Origin of the sequence: Alcaligenes sp. DN25 (genome assembly GCF_023674485.1) — a bacterium.
In the GTDB taxonomy this organism is placed as follows: Bacteria; Pseudomonadota; Gammaproteobacteria; order Burkholderiales; family Burkholderiaceae_B; genus Alcaligenes; species Alcaligenes phenolicus.
On sequence record NZ_CP098408.1, the window covers coordinates 645,983 to 667,920 of the forward strand.

At 56.9% G+C, this 21,938-nt stretch carries 19 protein-coding genes; 8 read left to right on the plus strand and 11 right to left on the minus strand.

All coding sequences use genetic code 11. The annotated features are described in order from the left end of the window. Positions 1-33: 33 nt before the first annotated feature. The 10 genes from NBV64_RS02945 to lldP all read right to left on the minus strand — a co-directional run bounded on the left by NBV64_RS02945 (position 34) and on the right by lldP (position 12,917). Positions 34-1,038 carry a siderophore ABC transporter substrate-binding protein gene (locus NBV64_RS02945; protein WP_250756665.1) on the minus strand — a complete coding sequence of 335 codons (1,005 nt, stop codon included), beginning with the start codon at positions 1,036-1,038 and terminating at the stop codon, positions 34-36. After that, on the minus strand, positions 1,035-1,811 hold the full coding sequence (locus NBV64_RS02950; protein ID WP_250756666.1) for an iron ABC transporter ATP-binding protein: 777 nt from the start codon (positions 1,809-1,811) through the stop codon (positions 1,035-1,037). The genes NBV64_RS02945 and NBV64_RS02950 overlap by 4 nt, the downstream gene beginning before the upstream one ends. Next, on the minus strand, positions 1,808-2,749 hold the full coding sequence (locus NBV64_RS02955; protein WP_250756667.1) for an iron chelate uptake ABC transporter family permease subunit: 942 nt from the start codon (positions 2,747-2,749) through the stop codon (positions 1,808-1,810). The genes NBV64_RS02950 and NBV64_RS02955 overlap by 4 nt, the downstream gene beginning before the upstream one ends. Next, positions 2,746-3,690 carry an ABC transporter permease gene (locus NBV64_RS02960; RefSeq protein WP_137430755.1) on the minus strand — a complete coding sequence of 315 codons (945 nt, stop codon included), beginning with the start codon at positions 3,688-3,690 and terminating at the stop codon, positions 2,746-2,748. The genes NBV64_RS02955 and NBV64_RS02960 overlap by 4 nt, the downstream gene beginning before the upstream one ends. Beyond that, a complete protein-coding gene (locus NBV64_RS02965; protein WP_250756668.1) occupies positions 3,690-5,456 on the minus strand; it encodes an ABC transporter ATP-binding protein in 1,767 nt (588 codons plus the stop codon). Before NBV64_RS02965 ends, NBV64_RS02960 begins: the two co-directional genes overlap by 1 nt. Then, positions 5,450-7,237 carry an ABC transporter ATP-binding protein gene (locus NBV64_RS02970; protein ID WP_250756669.1) on the minus strand — a complete coding sequence of 596 codons (1,788 nt, stop codon included), beginning with the start codon at positions 7,235-7,237 and terminating at the stop codon, positions 5,450-5,452. The genes NBV64_RS02965 and NBV64_RS02970 overlap by 7 nt, the downstream gene beginning before the upstream one ends. 294 nt (positions 7,238-7,531) lie before the next feature. Continuing rightward, a complete protein-coding gene (gene dld, locus NBV64_RS02975; RefSeq protein ID WP_009462558.1) occupies positions 7,532-9,253 on the minus strand; it encodes a D-lactate dehydrogenase in 1,722 nt (573 codons plus the stop codon). Positions 9,254-9,255: 2 nt separating this feature from the next. Beyond that, positions 9,256-10,395 (minus strand): FMN-dependent L-lactate dehydrogenase LldD, encoded by a 1,140-nt coding sequence (lldD, locus tag NBV64_RS02980; protein WP_026484948.1) that lies wholly within the window; start codon positions 10,393-10,395, stop codon positions 9,256-9,258. Further along, on the minus strand, positions 10,392-11,171 hold the full coding sequence (lldR, locus tag NBV64_RS02985; protein WP_009462556.1) for a transcriptional regulator LldR: 780 nt from the start codon (positions 11,169-11,171) through the stop codon (positions 10,392-10,394). Before lldR ends, lldD begins: the two co-directional genes overlap by 4 nt. Before the next feature lie 78 nt (positions 11,172-11,249). Then, entirely contained in the window at positions 11,250-12,917 is a 1,668-nt protein-coding gene (gene lldP, locus NBV64_RS02990; RefSeq protein WP_250756670.1) for an L-lactate permease, read from the minus strand. Between the two features lie 506 nt (positions 12,918-13,423). Between lldP and NBV64_RS02995 the strand changes: the two genes are divergently transcribed. From NBV64_RS02995 to NBV64_RS03005, 3 genes are all read left to right on the plus strand, one after another. Further along, the gene (locus NBV64_RS02995; protein ID WP_250756671.1) at positions 13,424-14,437 is read left to right on the plus strand and encodes a TetR/AcrR family transcriptional regulator; all 1,014 of its coding nucleotides are present in this window, start codon (positions 13,424-13,426) and stop codon (positions 14,435-14,437) included. Between the two features lie 203 nt (positions 14,438-14,640). Next, positions 14,641-15,069 (plus strand): hypothetical protein, encoded by a 429-nt coding sequence (locus NBV64_RS03000; RefSeq protein ID WP_009462554.1) that lies wholly within the window; start codon positions 14,641-14,643, stop codon positions 15,067-15,069. 113 nt (positions 15,070-15,182) lie between these two features. Beyond that, complete coding sequence (locus NBV64_RS03005; RefSeq protein ID WP_009462553.1) at positions 15,183-15,887, plus strand: GntR family transcriptional regulator; 705 nt, start codon at positions 15,183-15,185, stop codon at positions 15,885-15,887. Between the two features lie 42 nt (positions 15,888-15,929). Here NBV64_RS03005 and NBV64_RS03010 read toward each other — a convergent pair whose 3' ends face one another. Beyond that, a complete protein-coding gene (locus tag NBV64_RS03010) occupies positions 15,930-16,391 on the minus strand; it encodes an Lrp/AsnC family transcriptional regulator (RefSeq protein ID WP_021447021.1) in 462 nt (153 codons plus the stop codon). 143 nt (positions 16,392-16,534) lie between these two features. On the opposite strand from NBV64_RS03010, the gene kynU reads away from it, so the two are divergent. From kynU to NBV64_RS03035, 5 genes are all read left to right on the plus strand, one after another. Further along, positions 16,535-17,785 (plus strand): kynureninase, encoded by a 1,251-nt coding sequence (gene kynU / locus NBV64_RS03015; protein ID WP_009463162.1) that lies wholly within the window; start codon positions 16,535-16,537, stop codon positions 17,783-17,785. A 37-nt stretch (positions 17,786-17,822) separates the two neighbouring features. Next, positions 17,823-19,196, plus strand: a complete 1,374-nt coding sequence (locus NBV64_RS03020) for an amino acid permease (protein WP_250756672.1) — start codon at positions 17,823-17,825, stop codon at positions 19,194-19,196. A 359-nt stretch (positions 19,197-19,555) separates the two neighbouring features. Beyond that, on the plus strand, positions 19,556-20,500 hold the full coding sequence (locus NBV64_RS03025) for a hypothetical protein (protein WP_009463164.1): 945 nt from the start codon (positions 19,556-19,558) through the stop codon (positions 20,498-20,500). A gap of 238 nt (positions 20,501-20,738) precedes the next feature. Next, positions 20,739-21,248 carry a TetR/AcrR family transcriptional regulator gene (locus NBV64_RS03030; protein ID WP_152978317.1) on the plus strand — a complete coding sequence of 170 codons (510 nt, stop codon included), beginning with the start codon at positions 20,739-20,741 and terminating at the stop codon, positions 21,246-21,248. 87 nt (positions 21,249-21,335) lie between these two features. After that, the gene (locus NBV64_RS03035; protein ID WP_250756673.1) at positions 21,336-21,887 is read left to right on the plus strand and encodes a peroxiredoxin; all 552 of its coding nucleotides are present in this window, start codon (positions 21,336-21,338) and stop codon (positions 21,885-21,887) included. Positions 21,888-21,938: the final 51 nt, after the last annotated feature.

The following is a 21,938-nucleotide window of genomic DNA, read 5'->3' on the forward strand; positions in this document are numbered from 1 at the left end:
TACTGTCTATTTGCCCGTGTAAAAACCGTTAGATCATGGTTGTTGGTAGGCTTTGATCACGTCATCAATAATCAATTTCAGCGAGGTGACACTGGCGGCAGTTACGTACCAAGCTTCGGCATTGGCAAATACCACACGGCCGTTTTGCCAGGCTTTGGTTTCACGCAGCAGCGGGTTGCTCAGGCTGTCGGCGTTCAGGGCAGGGCGACGTTCCATTACGGCGGTACGGTCGATGATGTAAATGATGTCCGGATTGGCTTGCTGGATGAACTCGCTGGAAACAGGCTGTCCGTGCAGGCCGGTTTCTACTGTCGGGCTGGCAGGCTGTACGCCCAGCGCATTGAATACAAAACCGTAGCGGGACTGCACCCCGAAGGAGCTGAACGAGCCGTTGTTATGCAGAACAATCAGGGCTTTTTCAGGACGATCCTGGGTGATTTGTTTGGCCTGGGCGACTTTGGCATCCAGTTCGGCCACTTTTTGTTGGGCCAGCTCTTCTTTCTTGAAAATCGAGCCCAGAGTCAGCAGGTGATTCTTGATGACTTCAATGTGGTTGACCTGGCTATCGCGGTAATCCACGTCAAAGTGAATGGTGGGGGCGATCTGGCTCAGTTCCTTGTAGTGATTGGCTTGCAAGGAGGTGATCAGAATCAGGTCCGGTTTGGCGGCGTACACCTGTTCCACATTCGGTTGCACAATTGCGCCGGTGTCCTGGATTTCAGGGGCATTTTTATACTTGTCCAGGAATGCCGGGATGAAGTCTTTGGGCATGCCCACCACCGGGACACCCAAGGCATCCAGAAAATCCACTTCGTTCATGTCCAGCGCCACGACGCGTTGTGGCAGTTTTTCGATGCGTGTCGAGCCCAGCTTGTGTTCGACCACAATCGGTTCATAGCGGGCACTGGCCTGCGGGCTGACGGCGGCTTGCGGTGCCGGGGTTTCCGCCGCTGCCTGGGTCTTTTTCTCGCAGCCTTGCAAGGCAAAGCTGGCGGCCACAAACAGGGCTATCAGCCCGTATCTGTGTTTGGCGATCATGCTAGTTCTCCTGATGGGGTGAAGTAATTGCACAGGCGGCCACGCTCGCTGTGCGTAATCTCGAAATCCAGGCCATAAAGTTCGGTCAGCCGTGCTTGCGTGATGACCTCTGACACCGGTCCTGCGCAGTACAGCGCACCGTTTTTCATGGCCACAATGTGATCGGAATAGTTGGCGGCAAAGTTGATGTCATGTACCACCAGAATCACGGTGCGGCCGTACTCGTCACAGAGCCGTCGCAAGGCGCGCATGATCTGAACGGCGTGCTTGATGTCCAGATTGTTCAGCGGCTCATCCAGCAGCAAATAATCGGTTTGCTGGGCAATGGTCATGGCCAGAAAAGCCATCTGTCGCTGACCGCCGCTCAACTCGTCCAGATAGGACTGGCGCAAGGGTTCCAGCGATAGAAACTGAATAGCGTCGGAGATGGCTTGTTGATCTTCATCCGTCAGCACGCCGCGGCTATAGGGGAAGCGGCCAAAGGCGACCAGTTCTTCCACGGTCAGGCGCAAATTGAAATCAGGAGATTGGCGCAAGGTGGCTACCCGGCGCGCATAGTCGGCAATACGTATATCCGTAATGTTGCGGCCGTCCAGCTGGATCTGGCCTTCGTCGGTCTCCAGCAAGCGGGCGATACTCATCAGCAAGGTGGTTTTACCGGCACCATTGGGGCCGATCAGGGAGCTGAGCTGTCCGGCGGGGAACTGTGTGCTGACCTTGGAAAGCACGGTCTTCTTCTTGTAGTGTTTGGAGAGCTGATTGATCGTAATCATGCAGTGCCTCGGGTACGAACCATCAGTCCCAGAAAGTACGCGCCACACACCAGGTTGACGAGTATCCCGACGGTCGTGCGGTAATTGAAAATGTGTTCCACCGCTATCTGTGCCAGCAAAAACATGACGATGGCGATGGCGCAGCCTAGCGGCAGCGTGATTCGGTGTCGGAAGCTGCGGGCCAGCGCATAGCTGGTGTTGGCTACAAAAATCCCCATGAAGGCAGTGGGCCCGAGCAGGCTGGTGGAAATAGCCACCAGGGCAGCAATCAGTGCCAGCTGGATGCGCACGGTACGGCGATAGTCGACACCTAAAGAAATGGCTTGTTCGCGGCCTAAAGACAGTACGTCCAGCGTGGGCAAGCTGCGCAGGCTGCCCAGGCAAATGCCACCCACCAGAAGGGCGGAAATCAGCAGTTGTAGGGGCTCGGCTCGGTTAAAGGACGCCTGGCTAAAACCCAGCAAAATGGAGAACTCGCCGGGGCTGATCTTTAGCTGCACAAACTGGGTGAAGGTGCTGATGATCATGGTCAACACCAGCCCCATCAGCAGCAGGAAATACACATTGTTCTTGCCCTGGCGAAACAGCCAGTGATGGATTGCCAGCGAGTAGGCCAGCATCAGCACAATGGACAGCACCACATTGCCATTGGCGCCCAGCATCACCAGGCTTTGTGTGCCCAGCAGCAAAATCAGCAGGGACTGGAATAGCAGGTAAACCGCTTCGTATCCCATGATGGCGGGCGTCAGAATCCGGTTGCCGGTAATGGTCTGGAAAATAATCGAGGACCAGGCAATGCAGATGCCGCCAATCACCATAGCCGCCAAGCGGTTCAGTCGTTTGGGGATGATGTAGTCGAAGTCCAGGCCGGAGCGATAGAACACAAAGCTCAGTGCCAGCACCAGCAACAGGATCCAGACCAGATGTTGCCGTTTCATCGGTTCCTCCAGAAGATCAGGAACAGAAATAGCAGGCCACCCACGCCACCTGCGGTCAGGCCAATAGGGACTTCAAAAGGGTAGATAATGAGGCGGCCCAGGATGTCGCAAGCCAGCAGCAGGCTGGCACCACCCAGCGCCACAATGGGCAAGGTGCGAGCCAGGTTGTCGCCATAGCGCAGTGCCACCAGATTGGGGATGACCAGACCGATAAAGGGAATGGCCCCTACGGTAATGACAGTGGCTGATACGGTAACCGCGACCAGTATCAAACCCAGGGCCACGGTGGCGGAATAGTTCAGGCCCAGGCTGGTGGCCATGCCTTCGCCCATGCCCAGCACAGTGAAGCGATGCGCATACAGATAGGTGAGCAACACAATGGGCAGGATCAAATAAATGATTTCGTAATTGCCCTGCACGATCTTGGAAAAGTCGCCCAGCATCCAGCCCTGCATGCTTTGCAAAATCTGATGGTGGTAGGCATAGAACTCGGCAATGGCGCTAAGCACACCCCCATACATCAAGCCAATCACCGGCACCAGCACGGTGTTCTTGAAGCGGATGCGGCGTACCACAGCGATGAAGATCAGGCTGGAGGCAAAGCAGAACAAGAGGGCAAACAGTAGTTTGCCCAGAGTGCCGCTGGTGGGGGCCAGAGTCAGGGCGATCAGAATGCCCAGCTTGGCGGCATCCAGCCCGCCCGAGGTGGCCGGTTCCACAAACTTATTGCGCACAATGTGCTGCAAGATCACCCCGCAGACAGACAGGCCTATGCCACTCAAGACCAGTGCCGCCAGACGGGGCAGGCGGCTGGCGCTCAGTGTCAGCCAGGCATCGCCTGAAAAACTCCATAATTGTGCCCAGCTGATTTGCCGTGCACCTATCAGCAAAGACAGGCTGCAGAGCATCAGAAACAACAGCACAAAAGATCTAGCTCGCATCACACACCGTTATTCTGGGCTGCGGTGGCAATACGCCATCCTTTGGCGGCATGACGCTGGTTCAGGAAGTGGGCATAACGGCCTTGGGTTTCGCGCAGTTGGGCCGGCGGGCCTTGCTCGATAATCTGGCCGTTTTCCAGCACCACGATTTGATCGGCCATGGCTACGGTAGAGAGCTGATGAGCAATCACGATCAGGGTACGCTTGCCACGCAGACGGGCCAAAGCCTGGGCAATGGCTGCCTGGTTTTCGGCATCCAGTGCGGCGGTGGCTTCGTCCACCAGCAAAATGGGGGCGTTCTTGATCAGAGCGCGCGCAATGGCGATGCGTTGACGCTCGCCCCCGGACAGGCGGGCCCCGCCTTCGCCCACCGTTGTGTTCAGACCTTCTGGCAAGCGCGCGATGATTTCGCTGACACCGGCTTGTTCTACCGCTTCCATCAGTTCGGCCTCGGTTGCATCCGGTTTTCCCAGGCGTATGTTCTCGGCAATGCTGCCTGCGAACAGATAGTCGTCCTGAAAAATCTGGCTGATTTGCGTGGTCAGTACGGGGCTGCCGATCTGGCGTACATCCACGCCTCCTATGGAGACACTGCCCTGGCTGACATCAAAGAAGCGGGCAATCAGACGAGCCAGTGTGGTTTTGCCTGAGCCGGATTCCCCGATCAAGGCCACCATGCTGCCCGGCGCGATGTTCAGGCTGATGCCATTCAGTACATCGGGCTTGTCGGCGGCATAGCGGAAATGCACATTGTTCAGCACAATCGAGCCGTCGCTTGGAGTTTGGGGTGAAGCGGGCTCGGGCAGGGGCTGAACGGCAAACAGTTCTTGAATCGCATCAAGTTGGCCGCGTGCACCGCGCAGCACTTCACCGTAGCTGGCCACTTCCAGCAAGGAGTCGATATAGCGTGCGCTCAGCAGCAAGGACACGATGACGGCGATGACTTCTGCACTGCTCAGGCCCAGACCCGTATGGCTGTTTAGCCAAAGCGTGGCGGCAATCAGCAAGGCCGCAAAGGCTGCTTGTACGGCCCAGGCATTGAGTACCGCCGAGGCCGTGGATTGCCAGATCAGTTTCTTGCCCGCCTGGTGTTGGCGTTCAATCGCTTCTTCCAGCAGACGGGTGCCACCGCCTTCGCCATTGAAGGCACGCAGCACGGATTGGGCTTGGGCAAACTCCACCACGCGCTGGCTGGCATGGGCGAAGTGGGCCTGGAAGGCATCATCAGCCTTGCGTCCCAAGTGGGCGGTCAGTGCCAGAACACCCGCCAGCAAAGGCAACGCGATCAGGGCAATCAAACCCAGCGGCCAATGCAGAATGAACAGCGCCACGACCAGCACAAGCGGCGTCACAACTCCGGCGATCAGCGGGGTGAAGACGTGTGCAGGTAATTGGGCCACCGACATCATGCCTTGAGTGACGATGTGCCCCAGCCGCGCGGTGTTTTGAGCGGAGAACCAGCCTACGGGCAGTTGAGCGATATGTTCGCCCAGACGATGCCGGCCACCTTGCAGGATGGCGGCCCCAACATTTACACCAGCCTGCTCCACATGGCGGCGCCAAGCCCAGCAGACGGCCACGCCAAGCAGCAGGACCAGCAACCAGCCGCCTGCTTGTTTGGGTTCGCCATTGAGCAGATGAGTGAAAACGGGGACCAAGGTAGTCATGGTCAGGCCGCACAGCAGGCCGTATAAAACAGCCATCCAGCCATAGCGGCGGAAAATGGGGGCATCCGTACCCAGCAACTGAATCAGGGTCTTTAGCATGATGTGTCCTTGGAACGGTTGTCGTAGCCACCCAGGGTCCAGAGCCGTGCGTAACGGCCTTGTTCAGCCAGCAGGCTGGTGTGACTGCCTTGCTCCACAATCGCGCCGTCTTCCAGCACCAGAATGCGATCCGCGTGCATGATGGTGTCCAGGCGGTGAGCAATGACCAGCAAGGTGCGGCCTTGGGCAAAGCGTGACAGAGCATCTTGAATAGCCACTTCATTGCTGGCATCGGCAGCGGCGGTGGCTTCGTCCAGCACCAGAATGGGTGGGTTCAGCAGGACAGCGCGCGCAATGCTGACGCGCTGACGCTCGCCGCCCGAGAGTTGGGCGTCTTCACCCACGACAGAGTCGTAGCCACGAGGCAGGGTCAAGATACGGTCGTGAATATTGGCGGCGCGAGCGGCATCTTCAATCTCTTGCCGACTGGCCGAGGGGCGGCCCAGCGCAATGTTCTCGCGCACGCTGGCATTGATCAGGCGCACCTCTTGCAGCACAAAGCCAATGTGGCGGTAAAGTTCGGTGGATTCGATTTGGCGCAGATCGGCACCGCCCAGGGTGATGCGGCCTTCGCTGGGGTCAAAAAAGCGCAGCAGCAGGCGGGCGATGGTGGATTTTCCAGAACCGGAAGAGCCCACAATCGCGGTGACTGTGCCCGGTTCCAGGGTGAAGCTGATATTGCTGAGTGCCTGATGGCCTTCGCCGTAGGCATAGCTGACGTTTTCGACTCGCACTTCGTGATTTGCCGGGACTTGTTGCTGATCAGTGCTCAGCGGTTCCAGTACGGGTGTTTTCATCAAAGCTTGTACGCGCTGTGCCGCACCCGTTGCGCCACCCAGATCGTGCAGCAGGGTATGCAACAAGAGCAGGGGGGCGCAAATGCCGGGAGCCACCAGGGCGAAGGGCAGAATGTCTACCGGGGCAATCCAGTTCAAATAGCTGAAGAGGGCACCGAAGATCAGCACGACACCTAGAACCGTGACTGGAGCGATCATGGCATGGGCGTGAGCCATGCGGGCCACCAAAGGGCGGGCAAAGTTCAGAAAGGCGTTGGCAAAGCCATCCACGGCCTTGCTATAGCCGCCATGTGCCTGCCCATTGGAACCAAAGGCCTTGACCACGGGAATGCCGCTGACAAATTCCACGGTGGCACTATTCAAGCGGCCCAGCTTTTCGACAAAGCCCTGCATGTTCGCGCTGCTGGCTTTCATGGCGTGGCGCAGGAACAGGAAAAAACCGGGGAAGGGCAGTAGAGCCACGATGGCCATACGCCAGTCCATGACGAACAGGTACAGCACCGAGATCGCAATGGCACCGACGGCGCGGCCGACCGAGGTGTAAAAGTGTGCGGTCAGGCTGTGCAGGGTGGCGATGTCATCCTGCATGGCTTGTTTCACTTCGCCTGAAGCCTGGCCGGTAAACCAGCCTAGCGGCACCTTGGCTAACCTCTGGGCGGCACTCAGACGCAGACCGCGTGTCAGCTGATTGTCGGCCAGGTGGGCCAGCAGCTCGCCTGCCGAGATCAGGGCCAGGCCTGCAAACATGCTGATGATGCTCAATAGCACCGTCCAGCCTATATCGCCTTGCAGCTCTCCAGACAGGGTATTGCCCAAAGTCAGCTTGGCGATATGGGCGATTCCGGCCAAAGGCACCAGGGTCAGCATTGAACCCAAGGCCGCCAGAACGGCGGCAACAATCAGACGTGAGCGTATGGAGCTGAGGGTCTGGCTGATGGGGCCAGGCTCTTTACGCACGTCCGTAGCAGTTTCACGAGTGGTCATGAGCGGTGGTAAGTATCTAAAAAGCCGGAGAATTCGGCTCTTCAATATAAGGTATTGAGAATCATTATCGATAATGTAATCTAAATTTTGAATTAGTGGAACCTATTAAACTAAATAGGAAAGGCGGCAGAATATTTTTGTGTTCTGTTTGTCACAATGCACAAAAAAACAGGCCCACCAAGTCGAGCTTGGGGGCCTGCTGGTTTGCATGAAGGACGGTTTATTGAAGGGGCGGACCGCGCTGCAAGCAAGGGAATGGCTTGCAGCCCGTGAGTGCCTTCAAGAAAAAGGGGGCTAGTCGTGTTTGCCGCCGCAGCACACACTCCACCATTTGCGGCGCGAGGTGTGGCCGATGCCAGGGTTGAAGGTGTTGGTCGGGTCCAGCTCGCGATAGAAACCGGCCAGGGCAGGTTTGGCGATATACAGGTGGCCAACATTATGCTCGGCCGGGTATTCGGCACGGCGTTCATCCAGCAACTTCCACATGCGGTGTTCCATATCCAGAGGAACCACGCCTTTTTTGACGATGTAGTCCTGGTGGAATACGTGGCACAGGAAGTGACCGTAATAGAGCTTGTGGACGATGTCTTTTTCCATATCGTCCGGCAGTTGCTCCACCCATTCCTTGTCATTACGGCGCAAGGCAATGTCCAGCGCCACAATATCTTCCACGCTGTCGGGGTGCGCCTCGCGGTAGCGGATGGCGGCACCGGCAATGGCAAAGCGGTGCAGAAAGGCTTTGCGACCTTCTTCGGCATCGCACTCGAAATAGGCACCTTGCTGGCTGCCTTCAAATTGCTGGCTCAGAAAATCGCGCGTGGCCTGCGCGGTGTCGTTGGAGACGCGCAGCAACAGGTGATGCTCGAAGCGGTCGCGCCATTCACGCATGCGCGGCGGCAGGTGGCTGGGCAGGCGGTTCATGATGGCCTGGATCACGCGATCAGTGACGCCGCGCCAGCCAAAGCGCTCAAAAAAGCCATCCACACGGCTTTTCATGGCAAAGGCGGATGGCACTTTGGCGGTACCAAAACGGTCGATCAGCAAGAAGGTGTCTTTGCCGTATTGCTCGCCAATATCGTAGGCGGTGCGATGGATGTACTCGCCCGCAATGGGCAGGCGGGGCAGTTCCGTCAGCAGATGGCGGCGCACAGCCGTGAGCTCGTCCGGGTCATTGGTGCCAATGTAGAAAACAGTACTGGCTTCTTTGGGAAAGGTATCCAGACGCACGGCAAAAATGCACAGCTTGCCGGCCGAGCCGGAGGCTTCGTACAGGCGTGAAGGGTCGGCATTGAAACGGGCCGGGGTCTGGGCATCCACATCGCGCACATCGTCGGCGTAGCGTGGGTCGCTGGCCTTGCGTTCCGGATCGTTGATGATATCCGCAACACTGTATTTGCCTTGCTCCAGGCGGCTCAGAATTTCTTCCGGGGTATCTCCCAGATTGATGCCCAGGTGATTGACCAGTTGCAGGGTACCATCGTCCAGCACTTGCGCGTACAGCGTCAATTCCGTGTAGGCCGGGCCGCGTCGTACCAGCGCACCGCCTGAGTTATTGCAAACACCGCCCAGCACAGAGGCGCCGATACATGAGGAGCCAATCACCGAGTGGGGCTCACGCTCCAGCGGGGCCAGGGTCTGTTCCAGACGGTCCAGCGTGGCACCGGGCAGGCAGACAACTTGCTGGCCATCGTTGATGACTTGTATGCCTTGCAGACGCATGGTGTTCATCAGCACGATGTCGCGGTCGTAGTCGTCCCCGTCGGGGGTGGAGCCGCCCGTCAGGCCGGTGTTGGCTGCCTGCATGATCACGATGCAATCGGCAGCGACAGCGGCTTGCAGGCTGCGCCATTGTTCCAGCAGCGTTCCGGGCCGCACAACGGCCAATACCTTGCCTTCACCCGTGCGATGGCCCTTGCGGTAACGACGCGTACTGCGGTCGTCCGTCAGGACGTGAGGGTTGCCGACAATAGAGCGCAGTTGCTGCAACAAATCCGCAGCGCTGGTGGAAACTGACATGGTCAAGACTCCTGTACAAGCAGGTCAGAGGTGATCTGGGAAATGCTGCTGACACTGGTCAGTGTCATGGCGACCCGAATTTCTTTTTCAATCAGGCCCAGCAGGTGGTCCACGCCGGATTGCCCGGCGGCGGCCAAGGCATAGATGTAGGCGCGGCCCAGCATGGCAGCGTCGGCACCCAGCGCAATCATGCGCACCACGTCCAGGCCACTGCGGATACCCGAATCTGCCAGAATCTTGATCTGGCCTTTGACGGCATCGGCAATGGCAGGCAGCGCGCGTGCCGAGGACAAGACGCCGTCAAGCTGACGGCCGCCGTGATTCGAGACGATGATGCCATCGGCACCAAAGCGCACGGCATCGCGGGCGTCATCGGGGTCCAGAATGCCTTTGATCAGCATGGGGCCTTTCCAGAATTCGCGTATCCACTCCAGATCCTTCCAGGAAATCGAGGGGTCAAAGTTCGCGCCCAGATAACCCATATAGTCTTCCAGACCCGTAGGCTTGCCCAGGTAGCGCGAGATATTGCCCAGATCGTGCGGGCGACCCAGCAGACCAACATCCCAGGCCCAGCGCGGGTGCATGACAGCCTGTGCATAGCGACGCAGGGCGGCGTTCGGGCCGCTCATGCCCGAATGCGCATCGCGGTAACGAGCGCCGGGTACGGGCATGTCCACGGTAAAGACCAGGGTGCTGCAGCCAGCAGCTTGCGCGCGTTCCAGTGCATTGCGCATGAAGCCACGGTCCTTCAACACATACAGCTGAAACCACATGGGCCGCTTCAGGCGCGGGGCAACTTCCTCGATCGGGCAGACTGACACGCTCGACATGGTGAAGGGAATGCCATGTGCATCGGCTGCCTGGGCAGCCTGGACTTCACCTCGACGCGCGTACATGCCTGTCAGACCTACCGGGGACAGGGCCACCGGAATGGACAGTTTTTCACCAAACAGCTCAATGCTGGTATCGAGCTGGCTCATGTCCTTCAGGACACGCTGGCGCAGGGCGACATTGGCCAGATCGTCCACATTGCGGCGCAGCGTGTGCTCGGCGTAGGCACCGCCGTCAATGTAGTGGAACAGGAAAGGAGGCAGTCGTTTTTGGGCGGCACGCCGGTAGTCGGTCGAGGAGGAAATAATCATGGCAGAGTCGGGTCGGATAAGACGGAAGGAGGGGTTTGCAGGCGCGCGGCACGTTCGCGGCGTGCAAGGTCTTCGTCAGCCTGAAGAAGGGTGTTGCGTACGTAGCCCAGGTGTTCGTTCACAACGTGGCGTGCTTGAGCGGGATCGCCATCGACAATGGCTTTGACCAGGGCTTCGTGTTGCGCCGTCAGATTGACAATGGTCTCGGGGGAGTCATGCACGAACATGATGATGTCCCGGTTTTGCGTCACGCTGCTGAGCACCAGATCAAACAGGCCCCGCATGACCTGAACCAGCACCAGATTGTGCGAGGCTTCGGCCACGGCCAGGTGAAACTGGGCATCGGCGCGGGCGGACTGCACGGTATCGCCGCTTTGCTGGTAGCGAATCATTTGCTCGAAGCATTGCAGGATCTTGTCCTTGTCTTCGGGCGAGGCACGCAGGGCTGCGTGCCAGGTGGTACTGCTCTCCAGAGCAATGCGCGCTTCCAGCACGTCGTAACGGTACTGGGGATCAGACAGCATCAGGGCGGCCAGCGGGTCTACCGAGCGCTGGGTCCATTGGGGCGTTTGGGAGGCCAGGTAAGTGCCTGAACCTACCTGACTGCGCAAAATGCCCTGGCTGTTCAGTTGCTGAATAGCCTCGCGCAGCGATGCACGCGACACATTCAATTGAGCTGCCAACGTACGCTCGGCAGGCAGTCTTTGCCCGGCCTTGAAATCGCTGGATTGAATCAGCGCCAGCAATTGTTGGGCAACGTGATCAGAGAGGCGCATAGTTCTTGAGATACCGGAAAAATAAATCTGCAAGGCACGCGTATACGCGCCTTGCAGATGAAGGATGAGGGCGGGCTCTTAGGGAATCATCCAAGGTAACACATAGGCTTGCAGGGTAGTCAGCAGGCCAATCAGAACCGCAAAGATCAAGCTGTGTTTCACGGTAAAGCGGAACAGATCGGATTCTTTGCCGGCCAGACCCACTGCCGCGCAGGCAATGGCGATCGACTGGGGCGAGATCATCTTGCCGGTCACACCACCTGTGGTGTTGGCGGCCACCATCAGCACTTCAGGCAGACCCAGCTGCTGTGCCGTGGTTGCCTGCAAGGCACCAAACAAGGCGTTGGCAGAGGTGTCGGAACCAGTCAGGAACACACCAATCCAGCCCAGGAATGGCGAGAAGAAGGTGAAGGCTTTGCCGGTGTGAGCCAAGGCCAGCGCCAAAGTTGCGGACAGGCCGGAGTAGTTGGCGATAAAGGCAAAGGCCAGCACCATGCCAATCGAGTAGATCGGTACAGCCAGTTCCTTGAAGGTTTCGCCCAAGGTTTCCACCGCTTTTGCGGGTTTCATGCGCAAAAAGAGGATAGTCAGCAAGGCGGCAATCAGAATGGCGGTGCCGGTGGCAGAGAGCCAGTTAAAGGAGTAGACCGCGCCATACGGAGTGGCCGAGGCCACGACGGGTGGGGCCTTGTCGACCAGATTGTGCAGGAAGGGCACAGGAATATTCACGATGGTCGACGCCAGCGGGCCATTGGCAGCAAACAAGGCTTTGAAAGGCTGCACACTCCAGATCGTGACCATGGCGGTCAGGATGATGAAGGGCGACCATGCTTTGATGATGCGGCCAGTGCTCAGCACGGTAGGGGCTTGATTGGCCAGATTGTCCTGGGCAGGCGAGCCTTCTTGTGTTTCAAAACGGAAGATACGTTTGGGTTGCCACACTTTCAGGAACAGGGTCAGCACAACCAGGGAAACCAGAGCCGAGGTAATGTCCGGCAGCTCGGGGCCAATGTAGTTGGCGGTCAGGAACTGCACCAGCGCGAAGGAGCCGCCACCGACCAGCACGGCAGGCCAGGTTTCCTTGATACCGCGCCAGCCGTCCATGATGGCCATCAGCCAGAACAGCACGAGCACCGTCATAAAAGGCAGTTGGCGACCAGCCATCTGGCCGATTTCAAAGGGATCAATACCCGATACCTGACCGGCCACGATGATAGGAATACCCATGGCACCGAACGCCACCGGGGCGGTATTGGCAATCAGACACAGACCGGCCGCGTACAAGGGGCGGAAACCCAGGCCAGCCAGCAAGGCGGCAGTAATGGCAACGGGCGCACCAAAACCGGCTGCCCCTTCCAGGAAGGCGCCAAAGCAAAAGCCCACCAGGATCAGTTGCAGGCGCTGGTCAGGCGTGACGGACAGGATGGAGGCGCGAATGATGTCGAACTGACCGGTCTTGACCGAAATCTTGTACAGAAAAACGGCGGCCACAATGATCCAGGCGATCGGCCACAGCCCATAGAAAAAGCCATACACCACCGAGGCCAGCGCAGTGGAAACCGGCATGCGATAGAAAAACAGGGCAACGCCCAGGGCCAGCAAGACGGTAATCGTCCCTGCCATATACCCCTTCATGCGCAACTTGGTCAGGGCCAGGAAAAAAAAGATGATCGGAATAAGGGCGATCAGTGCCGACAGCCAGATATTGCCGGTGGGATCGTATTGCTGCAGCCACGCTTGTTGCATGTTGTTCTATCTCCGCAGGAGCAAATGGGAGGCGCTTGTATCGCAAGCGAGCCTGAAGGTCGTTAAATTGGTCTGACCATTTCTTGAGATCGTCAAGAACAGAGCGCATTGTATAGAAAGGATTATTTTATTGAATCTAAGTGTTTACCCTAACGATTCAAGAATAAACAATTTTTTATCCAATTAATTGGTCATACCAATTTTGGTCAAAAACCAGAAATAAGAGGTGGAACGGGCAGGGGCTGTCACACGGTTTTCAGGCGTGAAAGTCTCTGTTCCTGACTATTTTTGCCAGGATGGGGCGGGAGGAATCGGGTTACGCTGTTGCTCGTTCAGGTCGATGTCTTGCGACTTCATCAGCGGGAACACTCGCTTTGCAAAAAATGATATTGAGAATCATTATCGTGGATGTAAACTAGGCTTCTAATTAGTAGAGTTTCATAAATTAAATAAGAGGCAGTGGCAGGTACTAGCACGCTGCTGCCATCAAAAGGGTCAACATAGATATGCCAACCCCTCAGGCGCCCGCGCCACGCGGACGTCCTCCCACCATCACCCGAGCACGGATTGCCGACGCTGGCATTCAGATTGGCCTGCCCAACATCACCTTTGTGGGGGTAGCGGCCGCTTTGGGTGTCAGCCAGATGGCGCTGTACAAGCATGTGGGCAATCTGGAAGGGCTTAAACAACTGGTGGCCGAAGAAATTTTCAGCCGCTGGCAAGTGCCTCGGGCCACGATTCCGGTTCAAGACAGCCTGGAGGACTATCTGCAGCTGTTCAGTGCGGCGACACAGGCTTTTGTGAAAGCCAATCCGGGCATCACGCCCTATGTGATACGCAGGCTGGTGGCGACTCCTTCCATGCTGGACAAGATCCGGGAGCATCAAGAGCACATTGCCCAGGCTTATGGCGTGTCCTTCGAGCGCTCGCGTTACTTGATGGGAACGGTGGCCTTTCATTGCCTGGCGGTTGCCGATACGGTCTATGCCGTGGCTGGCCGGGAGCCACGTGCAGCCGTGGAACGGGTCGTGGAGGAGGTCGAGATGGAGGGCATATTGCAATTGGGTATGACAGCCCTGATTCAAGGAGCTTTAGCAATGAGTGAGCAAGACATTTCTCCTGACTTTTCCACCCAATTTCTGGATACATCCGCTTTGCCGATAGCAAGGGTGCGCGATTTCCCCTTGACCCTGGAGCTGGCCACGCAATGGCTGGACGATATGGAAACTTTGATCAAGGCCGAAAAAGAGTTCGTTCTGGTCTACGAAAGCCTGCCCGATCCTTCCACTCCCGGCGACCCGGAAGGGCGCAAGAAAGCGGTGTTGTGGTTAAAGGCACATCGTGAAGGCTTCGGTCGTTATTGCCGCGGGATTGTGATGATGTGCGATGACCCTGCCAATCTGCCTGCCCTGCAGGAGATGGTGGGGCCTTTGGAAAAGGTTTATCGGGTACCTGGGGGTGTGGCCTCCAGCCCCGACGAGCTGCGCGCTTTCATCCAGCAGTGGGTGACGGCAAGTTAGGACATAACTGACAGTAGTCCATCGCCTGATAGCGCTTTGCTTCAGGTTTCAAAGCCGCTGCGTCTCCGGGTTGAGAGGCAGCGGCTTTGTTATGGACAATCTTTCGCTGAACTGTACGTGTTTTCCCGTCTAGTATCGGTTTTCCTTTGGCATGACAATAAAACATTGTCATAACAATAAGCAGTGGTCACAGGAGCAAGTACGTGAAAGATCCACATTGTCATTCCAGTAGCATCCTGGTGGAGCGCCCGGCTAAGGTCGCTTTTGAAATCATGTCCGATGGCATCTTGCAAGGTCAGTGGGCCTGGGGCAGTGCGAATCGCAGCGAAGTGGAACCGGGCCTGTTCAGGGGGACCTCGGTCTTTAGCGGCCAGGAAACCTATGTGCGCCTGAATGTGGACGCAGACCGCTTTCAGGTGGATTACGAGGTGGGCGCCAGCAAGGAGGCGATGCAGTTTCGTAATATGTCGCGCGTTATTCCAGGCGAGGTGCTCAAGCTGGGCGCAGACAAATGTGTAGTGAGCTTGCTGACCTGGCGTTTGGCTACACAAAGCGATGCGGCATGGGAGCAGATTTCCTGTGTCCATGAGGCCGAGATGTTTCTGATCAAGGGCCTGCTGGAACGCGAATAAGAAGACGGCTTACTGGCAGGGGAACCAACGATTTTCTGTTGATACCGCAGGTGGAACACAACACGTAGGGAGAGCCAGCAGCAGAGCGTCATCAACAGGGATGAGATAAAAAAGTGAGTACAAAACCACTGTATGAGCAGCTTGCTGACAAGCTGACCCGCTATATCCAGGACGGTCGCTTGAAGCCCGGCGACCGCTTGCCTACAGAGGCCGAGCTAGGGGGGATGTTCGGCGTCAGCCGCATCACCGTGCGTCAGGGCCTGGCGATCTTGACGCGCAATGGCTTGATCGAGCGTTTTCCCAGCCGAGGCTCCTTTGTGCTGGAACGCAAGAACACCGGCTCCTGGGAGCTGAGTTCCATCAATGACCTGGTGCAGTTGGGCAAAGACACCACCACTCAGATTGCCAGTTGGGGGCTGGTCACCCCTCCGGCAGATATTGCTGAGTTTTTCGCTTCCGATGAGCCGGTTTATAAGCTGCAAGCGGTGCGCTACAGGTCAGCGGTGCCCCTTTATTTTGCTGAGAACTACTTGCTACGCTCGATAGGAGAACGTATCGAGCAACAGGCTCTGGAAACACACACCATGGTGGAGATGCTGACTGGCGTGCTGAATGTGCCCATCAAGCATGCGCAAGAAGAGATCAGCATGGCCAATGCGTCGGCAGACATGGCCAAGCAGCTCTGGATCAAGGAGAACCAGGCCGTGATTGTGCAGCGTATTGATCTGTTCAATACCGATAACAAACCGGTGCAAAGCGGCAAGGGCTGGTGGCGCAGCGAGCATTTCAAGCGACGCTTCAAACTGAACTACGACTAAGCCCGCGGCCTGGCACCTGGCCAGACCTTGCCGGCAGCCGGTTTACACAGGCAAGCGTTGCCCCTTGGCCTTGATGCAAGACAGCACGATCTGCGAATGGATCTTGGTGACGCCGCGCAGCGTGTTGAGCTTGTGAATGACAAAATTGGAAAAAGTCTCGAAGTTGCGCGTGCGTATGTGCAGCATGTAGTTTGCCTGCCCGGTCACGATGTAGGCATGGAGCACTTCATCCATGGTGGCCAGTGCCTTGCTCAGGTACTGATGCTCGCTCTCGTTGAGCTGCCCGATATTCACTTCCACAAAGGCTTCAATGGCAAAGCCCAGTTTGCCTGCGCTCAAGTTGGCGCTGTAGTTTTCGATGAAGCCTTCCTGCTCCAGAATCTTTACGCGCCGGTGGCAGGAGGAGGGCGAAAGGGCTACCAGGTCAGCTAGTTCCTGGTTACTGAGCCTGCCGTTGTCCTGTAAAAGACGCAGAATTTTCAGGTCTGTCTCATCTAGTCTCATATTTTAGAATTTTCTATGAAAAAGGTTTTTAAAAACCGAATTTTCTTCCAGTATTAATCATAATCTTCATCGCTTTGGAATAATTTACCAGAGGCTCGGTGCTAGACTAAATAGCTTAAAAAGCAGAATCGAGGAGCATGAATATGATTACCTTGCAGCAATGCGAGCAGTGGGATCAGGCCGATGAACTGGCTGCCTTCAAAGCCAAGTTCGACCTGCCACCCAACACGATTTATCTGGACGGGAATTCGCTGGGCGCCATGCCCCGACACGCCATGGAGCGCGCCCAGGAAGTTATTGCTCAGGAATGGCGTACCGACCTGATCAATAGCTGGAACAAGGCAGGCTGGTGGACCTTGCCCGTGCGTCTGGGCGACCAGATGTCGCCCCTGATCGGTGCCGGTCAAGGTGAAACCATCGTCAGCGACAGCACCTCGGTCAATCTGTTCAAGGTGCTGGCTGCCGCCGTCAATTTGCAAAAAGAGCGCCATCCGGAAAAGAAAGTGATCCTGGCCGAGCGTGATTCCTTCCCTACGGATCTTTACATCATTGAAGGGTTTAACGCCTTCTTTGGCAAAGACTATAGGCTTGAATTGATTGATGACCCGGCAGACCTGCAAACAGCCGTCAATGATGAAACCGCTGTGGTGGTGCTGTCCCATGTGAATTACCGCACGGGTTACTTGCACGATATGCAGGCGACCAACCGCCTGGTGCATGAACACAATGGCCTGTTGATCTGGGATTTGTGCCACTCCGTGGGTGCCTTGCCTATCGAGCTGAAAGACAGCGAGTCCGACTTTGCCATTGGCTGCACCTACAAGTACCTGAACGCCGGTCCGGGTGCTCCGGCCCTGCTGTGGGTGAACCCCAAGCTGATGGGCCAGATCAGCCAGCCCTTGTCCGGCTGGTGGGGCCACAAGCACCCTTTTGCCATGAGCCCGTCATATGAAGCCGCCAACGGTATCGAGCGTTTCTTGTGCGGTACTCAGCCCATTGTTTCCTTGAGCCTGGTGGCTTGCGGTGTGGACGTGTTCCTGCAAACCGACCTGCAGGCGGTGCGCCGTAAATCCCTGGCGCTGACGGACTTGTTCATCGCGTTGGTGGAACAGGAATGTGCGGAATTTGGCCTGCGTCTGGTGACTCCACGCGATCACCACTACCGTGGCAGCCATGTCAGTTTTGCCCATGAGCAAGGCTATGCCGTGGTGCAGGCCCTGATCGCCCGTGGTGTGATTGGGGACTACCGCGAGCCTGAAGTGATGCGCTTTGGTGTTACGCCCTTGTATCTGTCTTTTGTGGATATTTGGCAGGCTGTGCAGCATATCAAGGCGGTACTGACCGATAAGGAATGGGACAAGCCCGCCTATAAAACACGCTCCAAGGTGACCTGATCAGGCTGATATAAAAAATAAGCATAAAGGAGGAGACATGAGCCGATTTGAGCAAATTCAATCGCGCGAAGCCGGGCTGCATAAAAAACTGAGTGCCCGCCAAATGAGCATGATTGCGATCGGGGGCGCCATCGGTACCGGCTTGTTCCTGGGCAGCAAATTTGCCATTGGCTTTGCTGGTCCCGGCGTTGTACTGAGTTATGTGATTGGCGGCTTCATTGCTCTGGTCCTGATGGGCTGCCTGGCCGAGATGACGGTGGAACACCCCACATCGGGCTCTTTTGGAGCCTATGCGGAGTTCTATATTCATCCGCTGGCCGGGTTCCTGGTGCGCTACAGCTATTGGGCCTGCATTGTTCTGGCCGTGGGCACCGAGGTGACGGCGGTGGCGGACTATATGAAGTTCTGGTTCCCGGACGTCTCACCCTGGATCTGGATCGCCTTTTTCTCGGCCGTGCTGATTGCCGTCAATGCCTACAGCGTCAAGGCTTTTGGCTCGGTGGAGTATTGGTTTGCCCTGATCAAGGTGTTTGCCATTATTGCGTTCATCGTGCTGGCCATTGGCATGTTGACGGGCTATTACAAGCCCGCACAGGTACAGGAAAACCTGTTTGGCCAGGGTGGCTTCATGCCCAATGGCTGGTATGGGGTGTGGGTAGGGGTGATCATTTCCATCTTCAGCTATCTGAGTATCGAGATGATTGCCGTGGCGGCGGGCGAGGCAGAAAACCCCGAGCAAGCCGTGCGCCAGGCCTTCAAGGCCACCATCTGGCGCTTGATCATTTTCTACCTGCTGTCCTTGTCGCTTATCGTGATGCTGGTGCCTTGGCAGGTGCTGGTAGCGGAAGGCACAACCAGTCCTTTCATTACGGTGATGCAGTCCGTCGGCATTCCCTATGCAGACAGTATCCTGAACTTCATTGTGATTATTGCGGCCTTGTCGGCCATGAACAGCATGCTCTATATCTCGACCCGCATGATGTTCAGCCTGTCGCGTGCCGGTGATGCGCCCGCTGCGCTGGGCAAGGTGGCGCGCAATGGTGTGCCCTTGAATGCCCTGGCTTTATCGGCCAGCGGTGTGGCCGTGGCCGCAGTGGTGTATGCCAACAATCCGGAAACCGCCTTTCCGGTGATGATCGCCCTGTCCATGTTTGGCGCCTTGTTCACATGGGGCATGATCTTCCTGACTCATTTGTTCTTCCGCCGCCGCGTGGCCCGGGACGGTGTGCAGCTACGTTTCCGTATGCCGGCCTATCCCATCGGCACCTTGCTGGGCTTGATTGGCATTGTCGCGATTTTGGTGACCACCTGGTTCATCAATATCTTTCACTACACCTTGCTGTTTGGTGTGCCGTTCCTGCTCGCCTTGGTTGTTATTTACTTTGTACGAGGCGCTCGTAAGGCTGCCTGAGTGATCTGACTTTCTGGCCCTGTTTGAACAAGCCCCTGCCTTGGCAGGGGCTTTTTTTTGCAGCGTGCGTTTCAAGAAGCTCGTCCCGTCGGATAACAGCGGGAGCGTAGTGATGTTGAGGCGTGTGTGTCTGAACAGGTAAGGATGTGGTGTGGGGCCGGTTTGATCCTTGTCAGCCTTGCGGTTTGTGGAGAATCGGCTCAATAAAAATATGTATTATTTGAGACTGTTATGTATCATTTGGTATTGTTATTGCTCAATAAGGCCACTGTCAGTCGTTCTGGGTCGCTGTGCTTTGTTGGGGGCGGCCAGGGCTGCGAGTGCTTGGGAGGAAAACTGTGAACCGTCATGGAAAGCGCATGACTCATCCGCGTGAGTTGCGTCAATCGAATCGCGAAGCCTTGCTGGGCCCCGGCGCGGATGCCGCTTTTAGCAGCTTGGCGGCGCCCGAGATTCGGCAGCGCGTGCTGCTGGCCCATTGGGTGGCCCATAGCCGGGACAAGACCCAGCAGTACTTGGGTTTCCCCTTGGGCCGCATCATGCTGCAGCGCTGGATGCACAGCAAAGCTGGCAGCCGTCGGATCGAGGCGTTTGGCCTGCCGCGTCACATCGTCCATGAAACCTTGGGGGAGCAGGCCTTAACCCTGCATGTGAACCCGCGCGAGCTGATCCGCATGGCCATTCAGGCGCCTCGCAAAGAGGAAAAACGGCCGTCCTCCCTGGCCTTTATCTGGGAGGGAAGCTGGGACCAGCGACGTGAAGATTTGCGCGTCGGAACGCGTTACTCCCTGATCAGCGATCTGGATGAAAACCGGCACCAGCTGGAACAAACGGCGCGTTTCAAAAAGCTGATGAAGCGTATTGAACAGGGCAATCCTTGGGAGTCGTATCAGCAAGGTGTATTTCTGGATACGCCGGAGAAGATTATTGAGTACCTGCGTATTTACCTGGGTTTTCTGGATGAGATGGCTCGTGATGGCTTTGATCCCAGGCGCGGCAAAGATGCCTTGGGAGTGGTGATCTCCCGTGATGGCCGTATTCTGAAAATTAATCGTGGTCTGCACCGATTGGCCATGGCCCAGAGGCTGGGCCTGCCTAGCGTACCCGTGCAGGTACGCCATGTGCATCGCTTCTGGTGGGATCGGGTCACTGCCGGGGCCACGGGCGAACTGGCCTTGCACCGGATGCAGCAAGCCTTGCGCCGCTGCGTGCCGGAGACCCGGCCCGGCCCTTTGGATCTGGATCCGGATACCTTGCTGACAGATGCTTTCTGGCCGGCTCCGCGTGCCGGTCTGAGCGTTTAAAAAATCACCCGCATAGTCATTATTCCATGGGTGAAATACGGTTTCTCAATGAATGACGTTACACTAGCGCACGCTCCACCCAGGTAGCGTGCCTGTTCGTTTTCCTGCTCTCCAGTGGTGCCAAACAAGAAGACCGATTCGCAGCGATCTGGCAATAGCCCGTGCCCGATCCAGTCCTGTATTACCTAGGGGAAGAATTATGACTGCAGCAAAGCCTCGGCCTCGCGAGGAATTGCTATTGCGCCTTGTAAGCGCTTTGGCCGACCAGCCGCGGGCGTCCATGGGGCAATTGGCCGGTCTGGTAGGCTTGAGTCGCGCAACCCTGTGCCGCTACTTCCCGTCTCGTGAAGCCATGATGATGGAGATCTTCCAGGAAGGGGTAAATAGTGCGGAGCAGGCTATTGAGCGCGCCCGCTTGTGCGAGGGAAGTCCACAAGAAGTCATTCAACGACTAATCCAGGAACTGCTGCCTATTGTGGATCTGTACATGTACGTTGAGCGCCAGTTGCAGGTAGAGGAGTATTCCACGGCTCGCACTGAAGCGGTACGACAGGCGTTGATTGAGCAGTTCCAACAGTGGCAGGAAAGCGGGGACTTGCGGCGCGATCTGGCGGCCAGTTGGTTATGCGAGTCCTTGTTTGCCTTGCTGGGCAAGGCCGCCAGGCTGATTCGAGCTGGCCGTCTGGCCCGCCATGACGCACCCCACAATGTGTTTGTCCTGCTGTGGAGCGGCATCGTTCATCCCTGATCGGGCCGGAAAACCAGGCCTTGTGCTTTCATGCCTGTGCGGATTACGCTGCTTGCTGGTGCAGCGCACACATACGGAGGTAATGGCATGAAGCAGGCAATAGCAGCTTTCTCTTTGGGTTTGTCCCTGCTGGCGGGGGCAGGTGGCGCACAGGCCGCTTTGGACGTGGGCACACCCGCGCCGGACTTTACCGTGCAGGCCGCTCTGGCCGGTAAAACCTTTGAATTCAATTTGGATGAGGCCTTAAAGAAGGGGCCGGTCGTCCTGTATTTTTACCCGGCAGCGTTTACTCAGGGTTGTACTGTCGAAGCGCATACTTTTGCGCAAGCCATTGACGAATACAGCCACTTTGGCGCCACTGTAATTGGTTTGTCTTCAGACAATATCGATACCCTGAAGGATTTTTCCACCGGACCTTGCGGCAGCAAGTTCGCGGTGGGGGCGGACACCACAGGCCAGGTCATCAAGGCTTATGACGCAGGACTGGGAACGCATACCGAACGGGCTGCCCGCATGTCTTATGTGATCTCGCCCGAAGGCAAGATTGTGTACGAATACACGGCTATGGATCCCGATGAGCATGTCAGCAAAACCTTGCAGGCCGTGCGCGATCTGGCGGCGCAGCAAGGGACAAAATAAACGCTTGGCTTGAGGCTTGGTCGGGGGAAAGCAAGCCGCGCAGGATACGGG